Consider the following 16433-nt stretch of genomic DNA (forward strand, 5'->3'; position numbering starts at 1 on the left):
GTATATGATTGCTGAAAAGTCCGTAATTTGGTAAAATCTACCACACTGGAGTCGCGTAATGGTCGAAGAGCAGGACGAAAAAATCCTCGCCGAACTGCAAAAGGACGGCCGCGCCACCAACCAGCAGCTTGCGGAAACCGTCGGGATGTCGACCTCGGCGTGCTGGCGGCGGGTCCGCGCGCTGGAGGAGGCCGGCGTCATCTCCGGCTATTCGGCGCTGGTGGCGCGTGAGCGCGCAGGCTTTGCGACCTCGGCGATCCTGCACGTCTCGCTGGAGCGGCACGACACGAAATTCGTCGACGAGTTCGTCGCACGGGTGACGCAGCGCCGCGAGGTGCTGGAATGCTTCGCGACAACAGGCGATGCCGATTATCATCTGCGCGTCGTTGTGCGCGACATGGACGCCTACAACAGATTCCTCGACGAGTTCATGTTCCGCATTCCCGGCATCCGGCACGTGCGCACCAACGTGGTCCTGAAGGAGATCAAGACCGGCGTGGTGCTTCCGTTTTAGTTTGTCGTTCGAGGTACGCGCGTCTCTCTCTCCCACGTCATTCCGGGGCGTGCGAAGCACGAGCCCGGAATCCATTTCTCCGCGCGTTATGCGGCTTGATGGATTCCGGGCTCTCGCTTCGCGAGCCCCGGAATGACGAGGGAGGACGCTACGCTTCCGCCGCTTTGGGCCGCATCAGCAGCATGAACACCATGACATGGCTGACCAGTAGCAGCGGCACGTAGAGCGCCGGGATATAGATGCCGGCGCCGAACAGGCCGGGATCCGCGTTCCTCGTCGCGCCCATGAAGTAGGCGTTGAGGAGATCCAGCGTGCCCCAGATGTTGAAGAACCAGACGATCGGAATCGCCACCGGCCAGCGCCACGACAGTGCCGCCATCGCGAGCAGCGCGAGCGCTGCGGCGATCAGATCGCCCCAGCCGACCGCGCTGGCAAACACCGGGTTCACCTCCGGCGACACGAAGCCTGTGACCATGAAGTTCATGCCGAGAAACCGGAAGGCATGAAAGGCCGCAAGCAGCCGGAGCGCCTCATGGCGCGGCCAGGTGCGGAGCGCCGGCCAGACATAGGTCGCGGCCACCACTGCACTCGCCAGAAATGCTCCCGCGACGCTGAGCAGGAATGGAATGTTGAGACTGACTGGCACGGCCGGCATCCTCTGTTTGTCGATCCGGAGGGAGAGGTCGAACCCGTCGATCGGGTTCGACCTCGGCGGGCTCACGGCTTGGCGAGCAGCAGGCGCAGCGGCAGCAGCGGGCCGACCGCGATGTAGTCGTGGTCCATGATGTCGAGCTTGGACAACGGCAGCCCTTCCATGATCGCCTGGGCCTCGGATGTGTCCTTGGCGTCGAGCAGGAAGACGACGCCGCGCCCGTCGGATCGCGAATACCATTCGCGAACCTTGCCGCTGAGATAGAGCTGCACGGTCTGCCGGATTTCATCCGGCATCACGGCCATCACCTGTTCGCGGGTGACGCCGGCCTTGACGGTCAGGATGACCATCACGCCGGTGGTGATGGGGGAGGGGGGCTGTGCCTGTGTTTGGGCTTGGGCAAGAGAGGGAGCGGTCATGGAGGTTAAGCCTGTCGAAGTGAGGGTGAGGGCCAGGAGGGTGTGACGGATTGTTTTCATCGGTCGCAGGTCTCCGTTCACGACTGCCGTCGTGATGTCGGGTGGAGCAGTACGCGTCGCGCTGCCTGTGCCTCCGATGTAGGGCCGCTTCCCGCGCGCGACTATTCGCGATAATGTTGACGGGCTATGAAGCAGAACTTCACAGTCAGGCAGGGCGCGCTCGACGGCGTCGAGGCATTCCTGGCCGTCGCCCAGCACCGCAGCTTTCGTCGTGCGGCGACCGAGCTCGCGGTGACGCCGTCGGCGATCAGCCAGGCGGTGCGCGCGCTCGAGGCGCGGCTCGGCGCCGTGCTGTTCATCCGCACCACCCGCAGCGTCGGCCTCACCGAGGCCGGCGAACGCTTCCTGGCGCGCGCCAGGCCCGCGTTCGAGGAGCTGGTCGCGGCAAGCGGCGCGGCGCGCGAGCTCGGGCAGAAGCCGGCGGGGCTGTTGCGTCTCACCGTGCCGCGCTCGGTGGTGCCGATCCTGCTGGAGCCGCTGATCGCGTCATTCTGCAAGGCCTATCCCGAGATCGAGGTCGAGCTCGCCGCCAGCGAGGAGCTGGTCGACCTCGCGGCCGGCGGTTTCGATGCCGGCATCAGGATGGGCCAGTTCATCAACCCGGACATGGTCGCGGTGCGTCTGACCAAACCGTTCCCGTTCGCCGTCGTCGGCAGCCCGGACTATCTCGCGCGCCGTGGCCGGCCCAAACGTCCGGAGGATCTGCGCGAACACACGTGCCTCAGGTTGCGGCGATCGAATGGCGGGCTGGCGCCGTGGTCGCTCAACGACAACGGCCGTTCGATCGAGCTTGCCGTCTCCGGCTCCTTCATCGGCCATGATTTCCCGACGCTGGTCGGCGCGGCCATCGAAGGTGTCGGATTGGCGCAAGTGCCCGCACCGCTGATATCAGGCGCCGTGAAGGAGAAAAAACTCGTGCGCGTGCTGGAGCCGTTTGCGACGACGACACCCGGCGTATTTCTCTACTATCCCGGCCACCGCCAGATCATGCCGAAGCTGCGCGCCTTCATCGATCACGTGAAGAGCAGGTCGGCGGCGGCGCGGTGAGCTCGGTCCGGAATGACGGCGAGGCCTACGCGCGCTTCTGCGGCTGCCAGTCCGGCACCGTCTTGACCATGTGCCAGACCAGCAGGTCGAGGGCGCGGGTCATGCCGTCGCGCGACCTGGTATTGGTGAACGCGGACCAGCAGAAGTCTCCATCGGTCCGGACCGTGATCGTTGTCGTTCCGTCGAGCAGGCCGCTGTGCCACCAATTGTTGTTCGCGGTGATGAACAGGCCCTTGGCATAGCGGGGGTTGACGGCGCTGGGCGTGCTCATGACGCGGAGGCTGTCGTCGGTGAGCAGCTGTTCGGTGTCCTTGAAGCCGTCGATATGGACGAACAGCGTCGTCAGATCGCTCGGCGTCGCAATCCAGCCGCCGTGCGAATCCATCCGGGCGACGTTCATCCGGTACGGATCGCCGCCGGTCTGGCTGTAATATTTGACCTCGTTGCTGGCCCGCTCGCGCAGCGTATTGCCGGCAATCTGCATGTCGGTGATGCCGCATCGCTTCAGGACCGCGTCCTTGATGTACTGCTCGTAGCTCCGGCCGCTGAGCTTCTCGATCACGCGCCCGAGGATGCAATAGCCGAAATTCGAATAGGCGTAGGACTGGCCCGGCGGATTGGTGAGCGGCATGTGCTCCAGCGTCCAGTTGATCAGCTCGCGATGCTTCATGTCCTGGTTCATGAACATCGGGTCGCGGGACTGGTTGCCCCAGGTCCCGGTGGTGTGGGTCAACAGGTGCTCGATCGTGATCTGCTCGACAGGCGAGCGGGATGAGCCTACCGGCATCAGGCTCTGCAAGGTTGGCGTCGTCGGGTAGTCCTGACCGAGAATGGAGCTTTCACCGAACACGTAATCGCCGAGCCGCAATTTGCCGGCTTCGACGAGGGTGAAGATTCCGGTCGAGGTCACCGGCTTCGAGATGCTCGCGATGCGGAAGCGGTGCTGCGGGGTCAGTGCTTCGCCGCTCTCCCGATCCGCAATGCCGAACGCCTCCACATAAGCCGGCTTTCCTTTGATCGAAACCGCGATGGAAAGACCGGGGACGTCGTACTCCGTCATGAAGTCGGCGGCGAGGCCCGCCATCTGCTTGCGTTGCTCCGATGTCGGAAGCTCGGCGGGTGGGTCGGCAAGCGCCAGCGATGGCCTGCAGGCGATTCCTGCGGCTGCTAGCAGCGAGCCCTGAAGCAACGTTCGGCGCGAAAGCGGCATGGTTGGCTTGCCTGGTGAGTGCGAGCGGCCCGCACGGTATTGCGGTTCTCTTGTCTCTGTCACGTTACGAAAGTGGCTGTGTGATGATGTCACGATGGCCCGACGGCCAATGTCGCGAGAATGCGGATGTGTGTCTCACGATCCGCTCAACAAACTCGCTGTCGTCCCGGCGCAGGCCGGGACCCATAACCACCGTTGGTCATTGTATCACGATGCTGGAACGACGAGTCCCCACACAACGTCTGCTGCGGAGTATGGGTCCCGGCCTTCGCCGGGACGACACTGAGGATGAGGCGCGCGCAGGCTCAGACCACCAGCCCTCACACCTTCTCCTTCACGAACCTGTTCCGCAATGTCCCGATCCCTGTGATGTCGATCTCCACCACGTCGCCGTCCTTCAGGTCGGGCGAGGCGCCGTCGGTGCCCATCCAGATCACGTCGCCGGGCGACAGCGTGAAGTATTTCGAAAGCTCGACGAGGAAGGGCACGATGCCGAAGATCATTTCGTTGGTGCGAAAGCGGCCGGTCTCCTTGCCGTTGACGCGGATCGCGGTCTCCATGCGGTCGAGATCGACATCGGTCTCGATCCACGGGCCCATCGGCTTGAAGGTATCGGCGTTCTTGGCGCGCCACAGCCCGCGGTCGGCCTTCTGCCAGTTGCGCTCGGAGACGTCGTTGCCGATCGTGTATCCGAACACGCAGTCCATCGCATTGGCTTCGGTGAGGTGCCTGGCTTTCTTGCCGATCACGACGACAAGTTCGCCCTCGTAATGGATCTTCTCGGTTGCGCTCGCCGGGATGATGACATCCTCGTCATGGGCGATCAGCGCGTTCTGCGCGCGGTAGCCGATCTCGGGACGATCGGGAACGTTCGGCACGGTGCCGGCCTTGTCGGCGGCCTCCTTGAGATGCTTCAGATAGTTCAGCCCGACGCAGTAGAAAGTGCGCGGGATCAGCGGCAGCTCGATCTTGACGTCCTTCAGGGCGTGGGTCTTCGCCGTCTTGCTCCATTCGCCAAAGGGATCACCGTTCACGGTGATGACGGTGTCGCCCTCGACGAGGCCCCAGGAAGTCGTACCCGCGGTCGTGCCCGCGGCGGTGAATTTCAGCCAGCGCATGATGATGTCCCTTCTATTCCGCGGCCCGCGCGCGGGTCTTCCAGGCGCCCGCCGCCGGGCGCTTCAGCCCGAGATTTTCCCGCAGCGTGGTGCCGGCGTAGTCCTTGTGGAACAGGCCGCGCTTCTGCAACTCGGGCACCACGTGATCGACGAAGTCGGCGTAGGAGCCCGGCACATAGCTCGCCGCGATGACGAAGCCGTCGCAGCCGCGGCCTTCGAACATTTCCTCCAGCCGGTCGGCGATCTCCTTCGGGCCGCCGACCATCGCGTCCTGCACCTGGCCGCGGCCGGAGAAGGTGATGAAGTCGCGGGTCGAGGGATTGGCCTTGCCCGAGGTGCGCAGCACGCCGTCGCGGATGCCGAGCATGCCTTGCATGCCTTGCAACTCCTCAGTGGTTAGCGGCTCGTCGATCGGTTTGGCGCCGAAATCGAAGTTGAGGCCTTCGGCGAGCAGCGACAGCGCGTCGATCTCGAGCGGCAGCTTCTGGATCACGGCCATCCGGTCCTCGGCCTCGGCCTTGGTCGCGCCGGTGACCGGCGTGATCAGGTTGCAGAGGAACATCTGGTCGGGATCGCGGCCGGCCTTGGCGGCTTCGCCCCGGATCGCGTCATAGCCTTGCTTGGCATTGGCGAGGTTGCGGGCCGCGGTGAAGATCACCTCGCCCCAACGCCCGGCAAAGCGCTGGCCGCGGCCGGATGCGCCGGCCTGGATCACGACGGGATGGCCCTGCGCCGAGCGCGGCACCGTGAACGGGCCTCGCGAGGTAAAGAACGCGCCCTTGTGATCGAGCCGCTTCACCTTGGCCGGATCGGCGAACCGGCCGCTTGTCTTGTCGATCACCAGCGCGCCGTCTTCCCAGGCGTCCCAATGGCCGAGCACCACCTCCATGAACTCGTCGGCGCGGTCGTAGCGCGGATCGTGGTCGAGATGCTGCGCCTTGCCCATGTTGAGCGCTTCGCCGTCATTGACCGACGTCACCACGTTCCAGGCCGCGCGGCCGTTGGTCATCAGATCGAGCGTGGCGAAGCGGCGGGCGACGTCGAACGGCTCGAAATAGGTGGTGGAGGCGGTCGAGGCGAGGCCGAGCCTGGTGGTGACCATGCCCATCGTGGTCAGCACCACGATCGGGTCCATCTTCACGCAGCGGATGCCGTATTCGACGGTGTGGGCGTGATCGTTGCCGTAGCGGTCCGGCATCGCGAGGCGATCGTCGAAGAACGCCATGTGGAACTTGCCGCGCTCCAGGATGCGCGCGATCTCCTGATAGTAGTCCGCCGACATCGAATCGTCGCGCGACTCCGGGTGACGCCAGGAGCTCGGCAGATTGGTGCAGTTCTGCGCCTGCAAAAAGCCGACCAGCGCGATTTGCCGTGTCATGTCGTTCTCCTGTACCTGAATGCGTCAGCGAAGATCGAGGTCGTCGGTGAGCTTGTAACCGGCCGCGAGCGCCTTGAGCTTGTCCCAGGTCGCATCCTCGATCTCGATGCCGTTCTTGCGCCGTTCGACTTCGCGCAGATGTTCGACTTCGCCGGGATAGAACACGCCGCGGCTCCCTTCCGAGAGCGGCGTCGATTTCAGGTAGCGGGCGAAATCGGCGACCTCCTTCTTGAAGTCTTGCAAGGGGCGGAACGCCGCGACATTGAACACTGCCATGAAGCAGCCGTCGTTGTGCCGGCCGGTCGGCTCGACGCCGAAGCCGAGGCCGGTCAGCAGGCCGCACAGCACCTCGACCATCGCGGCAAGGCCCGAGCCCTTGTAGCCTTCGCTGCCGCCGAGCGGCAGCAGCGCGCCGCCCTTGCGATAGTCCGCAGGGTCAGTGGTGTCGCGCCCTTCGGCATCGATGATCCAGCCCTTCGGGATGCTCTCGCCACGCGCCACCGCGAGCTGGATCTTGCCGGCCGCCACCGCCGAGGTCGCCATATCAAGATAGAACGGCGCCTCGAGATCGGACGGCACCGCGATCGAGAGCGGGTTGGTGCCGAGCCGGGCCTCGCGGCCGCCGAACGGCGCGACATGCTTCGGCGAGCGGCCGGAATCGGCGGCCGCGATCCCGATCATGCCTTCGCGCATCGCCATCAGCGGGTAATGCGCCAGACGGCCGACATGGCTCTGCCGGAACACGGTGCAGGCCGCGACATTGGCGGTCTTCGCCTTGTTGATGGTCATCTCCATCGCCTTGGCGTTGACGTGGAAGCCGAATCCCCAATGACCGTCGATCACGGTCGTGGTCGGCGTCTCCTGCACCACGGTCCATTTGGCGCCGGGGACGATATGGCCGGCCTTGATGCGGTCGATATAGGTCGGGATCGCGATCACGCCGTGGGAGTCATGGCCGGCGAGGTTGGCGTTGACGCAGCCGGAGGCAACCGCGTTGGCTTCCTCCTCCGATGCGCCGGCGCCCCGGAGCAGCGCCGCGCCGATGCGTGTGAGACGGTCGGCCTGGACGATCGGCATGGGATTTTCCTCGCGGTCCGCCCGCGTGATGCGCGGGTCTTGCTTGCTGTTGTCAGGCTGATGGTCTCAAAGCGCAGCCCGCCGAGCAAGGGCGGAAAATCCGGTCCGCCATACCGCCAGCAGGGTGCTCCCGGCTGGGATTTCACTGAATGGAACGGTCGCGGTCGCGCTGCGGAATTTGGCCGCGCCGGAGGCGCAACCGGGGCGGCAATCCGCGTCCCGCAACCCTCCGCCTCAGGCTGGCACATCGGCGTCCGTATTATCCCGGAAAACGGCCTCCGGGATTCGTCAGCCGTTTACTTTGTCTCACAACTTGCCGGATACACTAACCATCACTTAGGCCTCTCGCGGGCAATGTTCCCCGGCAGATTGAAGGGGGTGGCCCTGGGGCCTTCAGGGATCGTGCAGTCCAGCATCGGGCGTACATTCGCGGCGTTGAATGCCACCAACGAAGCGATCCTGTACGCGAAATCACCAGAAGAGTTGTACGGAAAGGTCTGCGAAGCCGCGTTCTCGAGCGGGAGCTTCCTGGCCGCGACCGTCTTTTTGCTGGAGCCGGATACCGGTCGGCTGATATTCGCCGCCGGTTGCGGCGACGATGTCGCGCGTCTGCGCAGCATCAGGATTTCCATCCTCGCCAACATTCCGGAAGGGGAGGGCGTCGCCGGGCGGGCGTTCCGCGATCAGAGCGCCAGCGTCAGCAACGACTATCTCAATGATGCCCGTTCGTCGGCCTGGCGCAGCGGTCTCGCGGCAGCCGGCGTCGGCGCGGCGGCGGCGATGCCGCTGGTCTGCAACGGGCGCAGCGTCGGCGTCTTCATGGTGACCCGGCGCGAGGTCGACTCGCTCGGCGAGGAGATCGTGTCGCTGCTGGAGCGCATCGCGGCGAACGTGTCCTTTGCGCTCGACAATTTCGACCATGAGGCGTCGCGCAAGAGCGGCGAGCGGGCGATGCGTCGGCTCAACCGCATGTTCGGCGCCATCAGCGCAACCAACGAGGCGATCCTCCGCGCCAAGACCGAGCACGATCTCTATCAGCGGGTGTGCGACGCCGCGGTGTTCAGCGGAAAATCCTTCGCCACGGTGGTGCTGCTGGCCGAGCCCGACACGCACTGGCTCGAGCCCGTCGCCGGCACCGGCGAGGCGCTCGACCTGATCACGCAGACGCGCTTTTCGACGGATCCGGACAATCTCTACGGCAAGGGGATCTGCGGCGAGGCGTTCCGGACCAAACGGCCGTGCATCGAGCACGACATTCCGATATCGACGGGCGCCTCGCAGGCGCAGGCCGGCGAGAGCGGCCTGATGGCCTGCGTCGCGCTGCCGCTCACCCGGTTCGGCAGGAGCATCGGCGTCCTGATCTTCTTCATCGGCAATTCCTGGGCCCGCGACGAAGAGATCATCGCGCTGCTGGCGGGCATCGCCGAGAACGTCTCGGTTGCGCTCGACACGTTCGGCCGCGCTACCGAGAAGGCCAAGGCCGATGCCGAACGCGAGCGGCTGTCGCGGATGTTCGCGGCGCTGAGCGCGACCAACGAGGCGATCATGCGCGCGCGGTCGCGGCTCGAGATGTTCGAGCTGGTCTGCGCCGCGGCGGCGCATGGCGGCGGGTTCAACTCCACCAGCATCCTGATCGCAAAACCCGGCGACGACTTCCTGGAGATGATGGCGGTGGCGGGGCCGACCGCCGAGAATGCGCGCCGCCTCAACGTCTCGCGCAGCGAGGCGCGTCCCGAAGGGCGCGGGGTTTGCGGCAAGGCGTTCCGCTCCCGGCGCGCCTGCATCAACAACGATTTTCTGGGCGACGTCGCCAACAACCCGTTCCGCGACGTCATCGACCGTGAGGATGCCCGATCGGGCGCGGCATTTCCGTTGATCGTCGACGATGAGCCGGTCGGCGTGATGCTGTTCATCTCCGCCAAGCGCAACACCTTCTCGGCCGAGTTCGCCGAGCTGCTGCAGCGGCTCGCCGACAACGTCGCCTATGCGCTCGGCAGCTTCGATCGTGCCGACGAGAAGGCGCGCACCGAGGAGCAGAAGGAACGGCTGAGGCGGATGTTCGCGGCGCTGAGCGCGACCAACGAGGCGATCATGCGGGCGAAATCCCGCAGCGAGCTGTTCGATCTGGTCTGCGATGCCGCGGCGGTCGGCGGTCAGTTCATCTCGGCCACGATCAGGCTGGTGCGGCCGGGTGAGGTCTTCCTGGAGAACGTGGCTGCTTCCGGCCCCGACCGGGTACGGGCCCGCGAAGTCCAGTTGTCGGCCGATGCGACGCGTCCGGAGGGACAAACGCTGACCGGCGTTGCGGTCCGCACCCGCAGGCCCTGCATCAGCAACGATTATCTCAGCGACTTCGGCCCCGAGTCGCATGTCTATCCGGTCGTGCGCGACAGCGGCAGCAAGTCCGGCGCGGCCCTGCCGCTGCTCAAGAACGGCGAGGCGATCGGCGCGCTGGTGTTCCTCTCCGGCGAGTTCAACACCTTCAGTCCGGAGATGATGGCGCTGCTGCAGCGGCTCACCGAGAACGTGTCGTTTGCGCTGGCTAATTTCGACCGCGCCGACGAGAAGGCGCGGGCCGACGAGCAGAAGGAGCGGCTGTCGCGGATGTTCGCGGCGCTGAGCGCGACCAACGAGGCGATCATGCGGGCGAAGTCCCGCGCCGAGCTCTACCAGCTGGTCTGCGAGGCGGCGGCGACCGGCGGCAAGTTCACCTCGACCACCATCGCGCTGGCGCAGCCGGGCAGCGACTATCTCCGCATTGTCGCGATCGCGGGCCCAGCCGCCGACGGCGCGAGCCAGGTGACGCTCTCGACCAGCGCGGCACACGCCGAGGGGCGCGGCGCCTGCGGCCGGGCGTTCCGGTCCGGCAGGGCCTGCATCATCAACGACTATTTTGCCGATACCGAGACTGCAGCTTTCCATGAGCGCGCGCGTCTCGATGGAACGCAGTCCGGTGCCTCGTTTCCGCTGATCGTCAGCGGATCGGTCGTCGGCGTCATGATCTTCGTCGCGATCGAGAAGGATACGTTCACGCCGGAATTCGCCGAGCTGCTGCAGCGGCTCGCCGACAATCTGGCGTTCGCGCTCGAGAGCTTCGACCGCGCCGACGAGAAGCACAAGGCCGATGAACGGATCGAATATCTTGCCTCGCATGACAGCCTGACCAATCTGCCGAACCGCGAGACCTTCAACGAGATGCTGCGTCACGCGATCTCGGCGGCAGACCGCCATTGCCGGCAGCTCGCCGTGCTGTTCATCGATCTCGACCGCTTCAAGGTGATCAACGATTCGCTCGGCCATGACGCCGGCGACATGCTGCTGGTGGCGATCGCCGAGCGGCTGCGCGGATCGTTGCGTGCGAGCGACGTGGTGGCGCGGCTCGGCGGCGATGAGTTCGTGGTCATCCTGGAGGACACCACCGAACGTCACGACGTCGAGCGCATCGCCGGCGATCTCCTGGTCGCACTCAGCCAGCCGATGCAGCTCAGCGGGCACGAGTGCCACACCACGGCCTCGATCGGGATTGCGACGTATCCCACCGACGGCTCCGACGTGCAGACGCTCACCAAGAATGCCGACATGGCGATGTATCTTGCCAAGGAGGACGGCAAGAACGGCTTCCGCTTCTTCTCCAACGAGGTCAGGGCGCAGTCGATCGAGCGCCTGACGATGGAAAGCGCACTGCGCCGCGCGCTGGAGCGCGACCAGTTCTCGCTCGAGTATCAGCCCAAGGTCGACATGGCGAGCGGTCAGATCAGCGGCGTCGAGGCGCTGCTGCGCTGGACCCATCCCGAGCTCGGCAAGGTGTCGCCAGGGCAGTTCATTCCGCTCGCCGAGGAGATCGGGCTGATCGTGCCGATCGGCCGCTGGGTGCTGAAGGAAGCCTGCGCGCAGAACATGGCGTGGCAGCACCGCGGCCTCAAGGCGGTGACGATGGCGGTCAACCTCTCGCCGCGGCAGTTCGGCGATCCGAACCTGCTCGACGACATCGACGAGGCACTCGAGCAGAGCGGCATGTCGCCGGCGCTGCTGCAGCTCGAGGTCACCGAAAGCATGGTGATGCGCAACGTGACGCGCGCGGTCCGCGTGCTCGACGCGATCCAGAACCGGGGCATTCGGCTGGCGATCGACGATTTCGGCACCGGCTATTCGTCGATGTCGCTGATGAAGCAGTTCCCGATCGACACCATCAAGATCGATCGCTCCTTCGTGCGCGATCTGCCCGATGATTCCGAGGACGTCGCGATCGCCCAGGCGATCATCAGCATGGGCAAGGCGCTCGGCATGACCATCGTCGCCGAGGGCGTCGAGACCTCCGAGCAGCAGGAGTTCCTGCGCGCACATGCCTGCGACGAGATGCAGGGCTTCCTGTTCAGCCGGCCGCTGCCGCCGCGCGATCTCGCCGAATTGTTGAAGACGTCGCCGGTGCTGACGTCGCCGCCGTTGCAGCCGTCGCTGGATGACGAGGCGTTCGGCGAGGCGGGGCCGGATCTAGGGCGGAAACGCGCTGTCGTCTGACGGCTGCACGGGCAGGTCGCGGACGTCGGAATCGGTGGAGGCGATCACGCGCGAGAAATCATAGGGCCAGGACGGTATCGCCTGGCCGGCCAGGGTCTGGCGCAGCGTCGCCGACGCCTCTGCAAAGCTCGCCCCGTCGGGCAGGCGGAACCGGCGGGACAAGGTGGAAGGCAGCGCTTCGGCGGCATCGCGCAGCTCGAATGCCGGTCCCCACCACCACGCCGGCGCCGGCGGCCGTTCCGGTTCGGCAATGGCGCGCCATCGCGCGAACTCGTCGGCGATGCGGGCAAATTGCAGCTTGGCGGCGGGATGCATCGAAGGTCCTTCCTTGGGCTGCGATGATAGCATCGCATGGACCTTACGCAACGCGGCTACTTCTGTTCCACCTCGGTCGCGGTGGCTGGGCCTTCGCCCATGATCAGCAGCACGGCGTCCTCGTCCTTGGCGCCGTCCCAATGCACCTGCTTGCCGAAATGGGTGACGAAGCTTCCCGCCGGCATTGCCACGGTGCCGTGATCGGGATCGAATTTCGGACCCGAGCCGACCCACCAGGTGCCTTTCAGCACGACGATATAGCGATCGTTCGGGTGAAAGTGCGGACGGCTGAAGTGATTGCCTTTGGTCCATTTGGTGTAGACCATGTAGAAGCCGGGCTTCGAGGGATCGCCGACCACGACGGCGTTCTGCGCGCCGCGCGCGTCGACCGCGCTCCAGGGAATCTGGTCCGGCAGCTTGTAGGTGACGGCGGCCGGATTGAGCTCGGCCGCGGAGCTGACGCTCAGCGTGCCGGCAAGCGCCAGCGGCACCATCAGGTATCGCCAGGACCGGTTCGATGCCGTCATCGTATCCTCCGAAGTTCGTTCGGGCGACTGCCGCGCCCGTATGTCGCGTGATGCTAATCGTTCCCGCTTGCCTCGGACAAGACGCGCCCGCGCATGTCTGCTCTCAAGATTGCGGCATCGGGCCGTGACACAACGCAGTTGCAATATGAAAAACGCATTTACGACGCTGCAGACGATGATAGGTTGCGCGCCAACCAAAAGACGGGAGGATAACCTTGAAGAAGCATCTGTCGATACTGGCGGCGGGACTCGTGATCGGTGCGGCCGCGCTGCAATTTTCCACCACCGCATCGGGCGATGACGGCTGGGTCACGCTGCTCGACAGCTCCAAGCAGGGCGACTGGGACGAGGTCGGCAAGGCCAATTGGGCCATGAAGGACGGCGCGCTGGTTGCCGACAAGCTCGACGGCAAGGATCTCTCCTATCTCGTCAGCAAGACCCAGTACAAGGACTTCCAGATCCGCGCGGAGTTCTGGACCGACGAGGACGCCAACAGCGGCGTCTTCATCCGCTGCGAAGGCAACAAGCTGATCGACTCCAAGGTCTGCTACGAGGTCAACATCTTCGACAAGCGTCCTGATCCGACCTACGGCACCGGCGCGATAGTCGACGTCGGCAAGGTCGATCCGATGCCGAAGGCGGCCGGCAAGTGGAACGTCTACGAGATCACGGCGCAGGGGCCGCATTTCGTCGTGACGCTGAACGGCCAGAAGACCGTCGACGCGCAGGATTCCAAGCACGCCAACGGCTACATCGCGCTCCAGTATGGTTCGGGCGTGGTCAAGTTCCGCAAGGTGCAGATCAAGCCGCTCTGACAACCCACGCCGAGGAGAGCCCGGTCGCGCGGCGGCCGGGCTTTTGGCTGCGTGTCGTGGGCTATCCGTGGGAGGCCTTCAGATCGTCGCCTTGCGTGCGCAAATGGTGGCCGATCACGAGGCCGGTCAAGCACAGGAGCAGCCCGAGCGCCGGCGGCGCAAACAGCGCCTCTTCCTGGAAGATGCCGTTCACCAGCACGACCATCGTGCCGAACGCGGCGAGCCCCTGGATGAGGATTCCAGACGAGGCGTAAAGGCGCCAGGCCTTCAGCGCCACCGCAAAGAAGAAGCCGAGCGGCACCACTGCGCCGATGCCCATCTGATAGAGCAGGACGCCGACGGCGCTCTCCACCGCGCCGTCCATCGTGCCGGCCGCTTGCGCGGCGTTCCAGTCGATCGAGAAGTAACCTTCGGAGAGATTGCCGCCGACGCCGAGGCCGCGGCCGATCGGGTTGTGCAGGAATCCATCCCAGCCGCCCATGAAGCCGATCACGTGAAAGTCGCCGATCTGGAGACCGATATGGATCGCCGCGATGGCGTACCCCACGAGCCCGACCAGCGCGACGGCAAGGGTGACGGTGGCGCCGAGCAGCCAGGTTGCCGTCCAGGCCAGGGCCACGAAGATGACCAGGATGAGCGCGCCCTTCACGCTGCAGAAGATCAGCAAGGGGATCGCGACCAGCGCCAGCCAGCGATATCCAACCGCGAACAGGAACAGGATGGAGAAGGCGATCCCGTAGCCGAAGCTGATCGGGCTCATGTTCGGTCCGAAGATGCGCAGGATCGACGACAGTCCGAGATCCTCGAACAACGGGCTGTTGAGAAAGCTGAAGCGGAAGCGGTCGATCAGATCGACCGGGACATTGCCGGTTTGGCGCATCTCGGCTTCCCAGGCCCCGGAGCGGGTCGCCTTCAGCTCGTCGAAGTGCCAGAACGTGTAGCCATTGGTGATCTCGAGCCAGAAATCGCGAAACAGCAGTTCGACATAGCCGCAGACGATCAGCAGCGTAGCGACGGTCACCAGGAACGGCGTGATGCGGATCTCGAAGGTGGCGGCGGTCAGCAGCGAGAGCTGAAACAGAAACAGCGGAAATGCGATGTTGCGCAGATAGACGAGGGCCGCATGCGCGTCCTGCGTGGCGCCGAGCAGGAAATACACCCCTACGACCGCAAGCGTCATCAGCCCCCAATTCATGATGCGGTCGATCTCGGGCGAATGCTTGCGCTCACGCAGCAGGTACAGCGCCAGCGTCACCAGCCACATCACCGCGCAGATCAGGAAATTGTAACCCTTGACGAAATCCATCTCCTGCTCGGTCGTGATGTAGGACGACAGGATCGAGACGAACAGGTTCTGGAAGAAGATGATGAAGATGGCGATCGACGGCGCATAGGCCGGCGCCGCGAGCACGATGGCGCAGCCGATCAGGCCTTCGACGGCGATCGCGAGCCCTGCATTGGCCGCCTGCATGATCGGCGCGAAGGCGATCGATGCCACGGCGATGCCGAGCGCAGGAACGAGGTCGCCGGCCAACAGCGGCCGCGGGGCTATGTCTGCTCGCACAGGCTCTGACCTAAATGACCGGATGGGTGGCGTGCCACACCCGCAATCGCCGATCTAGCCGCGCATTGTGTAAGAACCGGTTAACCAGATGGGTCAGCGGCTCCCGAGCAGCGCCTTCAACACGTCGCGGTCGGCCTTGCCGGTGACGGCGTCGGCCAGGCCAAAGCCCTGCGACAGTTCCCAATGGGTCCAGCCCCAGCACTGCTGCCGGGCGTAGGCCGTGACGCCGGCGAGCCAGCGCAACCGGCTGTCGCGCGGCGCGCCGGCCTTCAGCACCCCGAACTCATTGATGATGATCGGGCGGGAATATTGCCGCTGCCAGGCAGCCGCGGGCTCAAGCCATCGGTCGATGCTGCGGCCCTGGATGGCGCGGTCGACCATCGCAAGCGCCTTGGGCTTGTTCAGCGCAGTCAGCTGTTCCCGCAACTGTTGAACCTTCGGGTCGTCGGCGCGGATCGGATAGGGCAATCCGACGACGTCGTGGAGTGGCTCCTTCCGATCCCAATGGGCCTGATGGGTGAATACCATCGGATCGTAGAAGTGGATGGCATAGACGACGTTCGGATCGTCGAGCGGGGTGAAGCCCGGCAGCGAGTCCGCACGCTGCCAGTTGACCGGTCCCGTGATCAGCGTGGTCTGCGGCAGCAATTGGCGAATGAAGCCGGCCAGTTCCCGGACCTCGCCTTGCCACTGCGCAGCATCGACCTCCGGCTCGTTCAGCAGTTCCGCAAACACCCGATCGGAGGGATAGCGCTGCATGACCTGCGCGAGTGCGGTCCAGGCGCTCTTCATCTCGGCCATCGCCCCGGGCGGATCGTCCTTGTGCAGCGCGTTGAAGTGCTGGCCCGAATGCAGGTCGATCGACACGGCAAACCCGAGTGCGAGCAGGGTCTTCAGCGCGGCATCGACGGTTTGCAGCCGGCTGTCGATCTCCGCCTTGGTGGCGAAGCGCGGCATGACGAAGTCGGCAGGCACCGGCAGCCGGATGTGGGTCAGGCCGGCCTTGCGCAGTTCGAGCAGCAGGCTGCGCGGCGGCGCCGACCGCGGATCGACGATCCAGCCATCGGCGTTGACGCCGCGTGACAAGGCCTTGATGCGGTCCGGGGCCACGCCTTCGATCAGGGCAGGGCAGGCCCGCGCGGCGACGGACAGCAGAATGGAAGCGGTGGCGATGATGGCGGGGATCGATAGCCGGGCCATTGGAGGATCAACTCGCGAT

At 65.1% G+C, this 16433-nt stretch carries 14 protein-coding genes; 4 read left to right on the top strand and 10 right to left on the bottom strand.

What is annotated here, in order from left to right; all coding sequences use genetic code 11:
• Window positions 1-58 precede the first annotated feature (58 nt).
• On the top strand, window positions 59-514 hold the full coding sequence (locus BraRD5C2_RS04180; RefSeq protein WP_223967046.1) for an Lrp/AsnC family transcriptional regulator: 456 nt from the start codon (window positions 59-61) through the stop codon (window positions 512-514).
• Between the two features lie 148 nt (window positions 515-662).
• Here the strand turns inward: BraRD5C2_RS04180 and BraRD5C2_RS04185 are convergent, their stop codons facing one another.
• Together BraRD5C2_RS04185 and BraRD5C2_RS04190 are read right to left on the bottom strand one after the other, a co-directional pair.
• Window positions 663-1169, bottom strand: a complete 507-nt coding sequence (locus BraRD5C2_RS04185) for a hypothetical protein (RefSeq protein ID WP_223967047.1) — start codon at window positions 1167-1169, stop codon at window positions 663-665.
• Between the two features lie 62 nt (window positions 1170-1231).
• Window positions 1232-1585 (bottom strand): hypothetical protein, encoded by a 354-nt coding sequence (locus tag BraRD5C2_RS04190; RefSeq protein ID WP_223967049.1) that lies wholly within the window; start codon window positions 1583-1585, stop codon window positions 1232-1234.
• A 186-nt stretch (window positions 1586-1771) separates the two neighbouring features.
• Here BraRD5C2_RS04190 and BraRD5C2_RS04195 point away from each other — a divergent pair, with 186 nt between their 5' ends.
• The gene (locus tag BraRD5C2_RS04195) at window positions 1772-2692 is read left to right on the top strand and encodes a LysR family transcriptional regulator (RefSeq protein WP_223967051.1); all 921 of its coding nucleotides are present in this window, start codon (window positions 1772-1774) and stop codon (window positions 2690-2692) included.
• Between the two features lie 25 nt (window positions 2693-2717).
• Here BraRD5C2_RS04195 and BraRD5C2_RS04200 read toward each other — a convergent pair whose 3' ends face one another.
• From BraRD5C2_RS04200 to BraRD5C2_RS04215, 4 genes are all read right to left on the bottom strand, one after another.
• Window positions 2718-3902: a serine hydrolase domain-containing protein gene (locus BraRD5C2_RS04200; protein ID WP_223967053.1), complete on the bottom strand. Its 1185-nt coding sequence runs from the start codon at window positions 3900-3902 to the stop codon at window positions 2718-2720.
• 320 nt (window positions 3903-4222) lie between these two features.
• Window positions 4223-5020, bottom strand: a complete 798-nt coding sequence (locus BraRD5C2_RS04205; RefSeq protein WP_223967054.1) for a fumarylacetoacetate hydrolase family protein — start codon at window positions 5018-5020, stop codon at window positions 4223-4225.
• 13 nt (window positions 5021-5033) lie between these two features.
• Complete coding sequence (locus tag BraRD5C2_RS04210; RefSeq protein WP_223967056.1) at window positions 5034-6398, bottom strand: LLM class flavin-dependent oxidoreductase; 1365 nt, start codon at window positions 6396-6398, stop codon at window positions 5034-5036.
• Between the two features lie 24 nt (window positions 6399-6422).
• The gene (locus tag BraRD5C2_RS04215; protein WP_223967058.1) at window positions 6423-7475 is read right to left on the bottom strand and encodes an Ldh family oxidoreductase; all 1053 of its coding nucleotides are present in this window, start codon (window positions 7473-7475) and stop codon (window positions 6423-6425) included.
• Between the two features lie 402 nt (window positions 7476-7877).
• Here BraRD5C2_RS04215 and BraRD5C2_RS04220 point away from each other — a divergent pair, with 402 nt between their 5' ends.
• A complete protein-coding gene (locus BraRD5C2_RS04220; RefSeq protein ID WP_223967060.1) occupies window positions 7878-11993 on the top strand; it encodes a bifunctional diguanylate cyclase/phosphodiesterase in 4116 nt (1371 codons plus the stop codon).
• Here the strand turns inward: BraRD5C2_RS04220 and BraRD5C2_RS04225 are convergent.
• Both BraRD5C2_RS04225 and BraRD5C2_RS04230 read right to left on the bottom strand, forming a co-directional pair.
• A complete protein-coding gene (locus tag BraRD5C2_RS04225) occupies window positions 11967-12308 on the bottom strand; it encodes a hypothetical protein (RefSeq protein WP_223967062.1) in 342 nt (113 codons plus the stop codon). The genes BraRD5C2_RS04220 and BraRD5C2_RS04225 overlap by 27 nt on opposite strands.
• A 56-nt stretch (window positions 12309-12364) precedes the next feature.
• Window positions 12365-12835, bottom strand: a complete 471-nt coding sequence (locus tag BraRD5C2_RS04230) for a cupin domain-containing protein (protein ID WP_223967064.1) — start codon at window positions 12833-12835, stop codon at window positions 12365-12367.
• 215 nt (window positions 12836-13050) lie between these two features.
• On the opposite strand from BraRD5C2_RS04230, the gene BraRD5C2_RS04235 reads away from it, so the two are divergent.
• Window positions 13051-13650: a 3-keto-disaccharide hydrolase gene (locus BraRD5C2_RS04235; RefSeq protein ID WP_223967065.1), complete on the top strand. Its 600-nt coding sequence runs from the start codon at window positions 13051-13053 to the stop codon at window positions 13648-13650.
• Between the two features lie 61 nt (window positions 13651-13711).
• Here the strand turns inward: BraRD5C2_RS04235 and BraRD5C2_RS04240 are convergent, their stop codons facing one another.
• Together BraRD5C2_RS04240 and BraRD5C2_RS04245 are read right to left on the bottom strand one after the other, a co-directional pair.
• Window positions 13712-15214, bottom strand: coding sequence for a hypothetical protein (locus BraRD5C2_RS04240; RefSeq protein ID WP_223967066.1), 1503 nt, complete (start codon window positions 15212-15214; stop codon window positions 13712-13714).
• Between the two features lie 93 nt (window positions 15215-15307).
• Complete coding sequence (locus BraRD5C2_RS04245; RefSeq protein WP_223967067.1) at window positions 15308-16414, bottom strand: glycoside hydrolase family 5 protein; 1107 nt, start codon at window positions 16412-16414, stop codon at window positions 15308-15310.
• Between the last annotated feature and the right edge of the window lie 19 nt (window positions 16415-16433).

Source organism: Bradyrhizobium sp. RD5-C2 (assembly GCF_019972155.1).
Classification (GTDB): Bacteria; Pseudomonadota; Alphaproteobacteria; order Rhizobiales; family Xanthobacteraceae; genus Bradyrhizobium.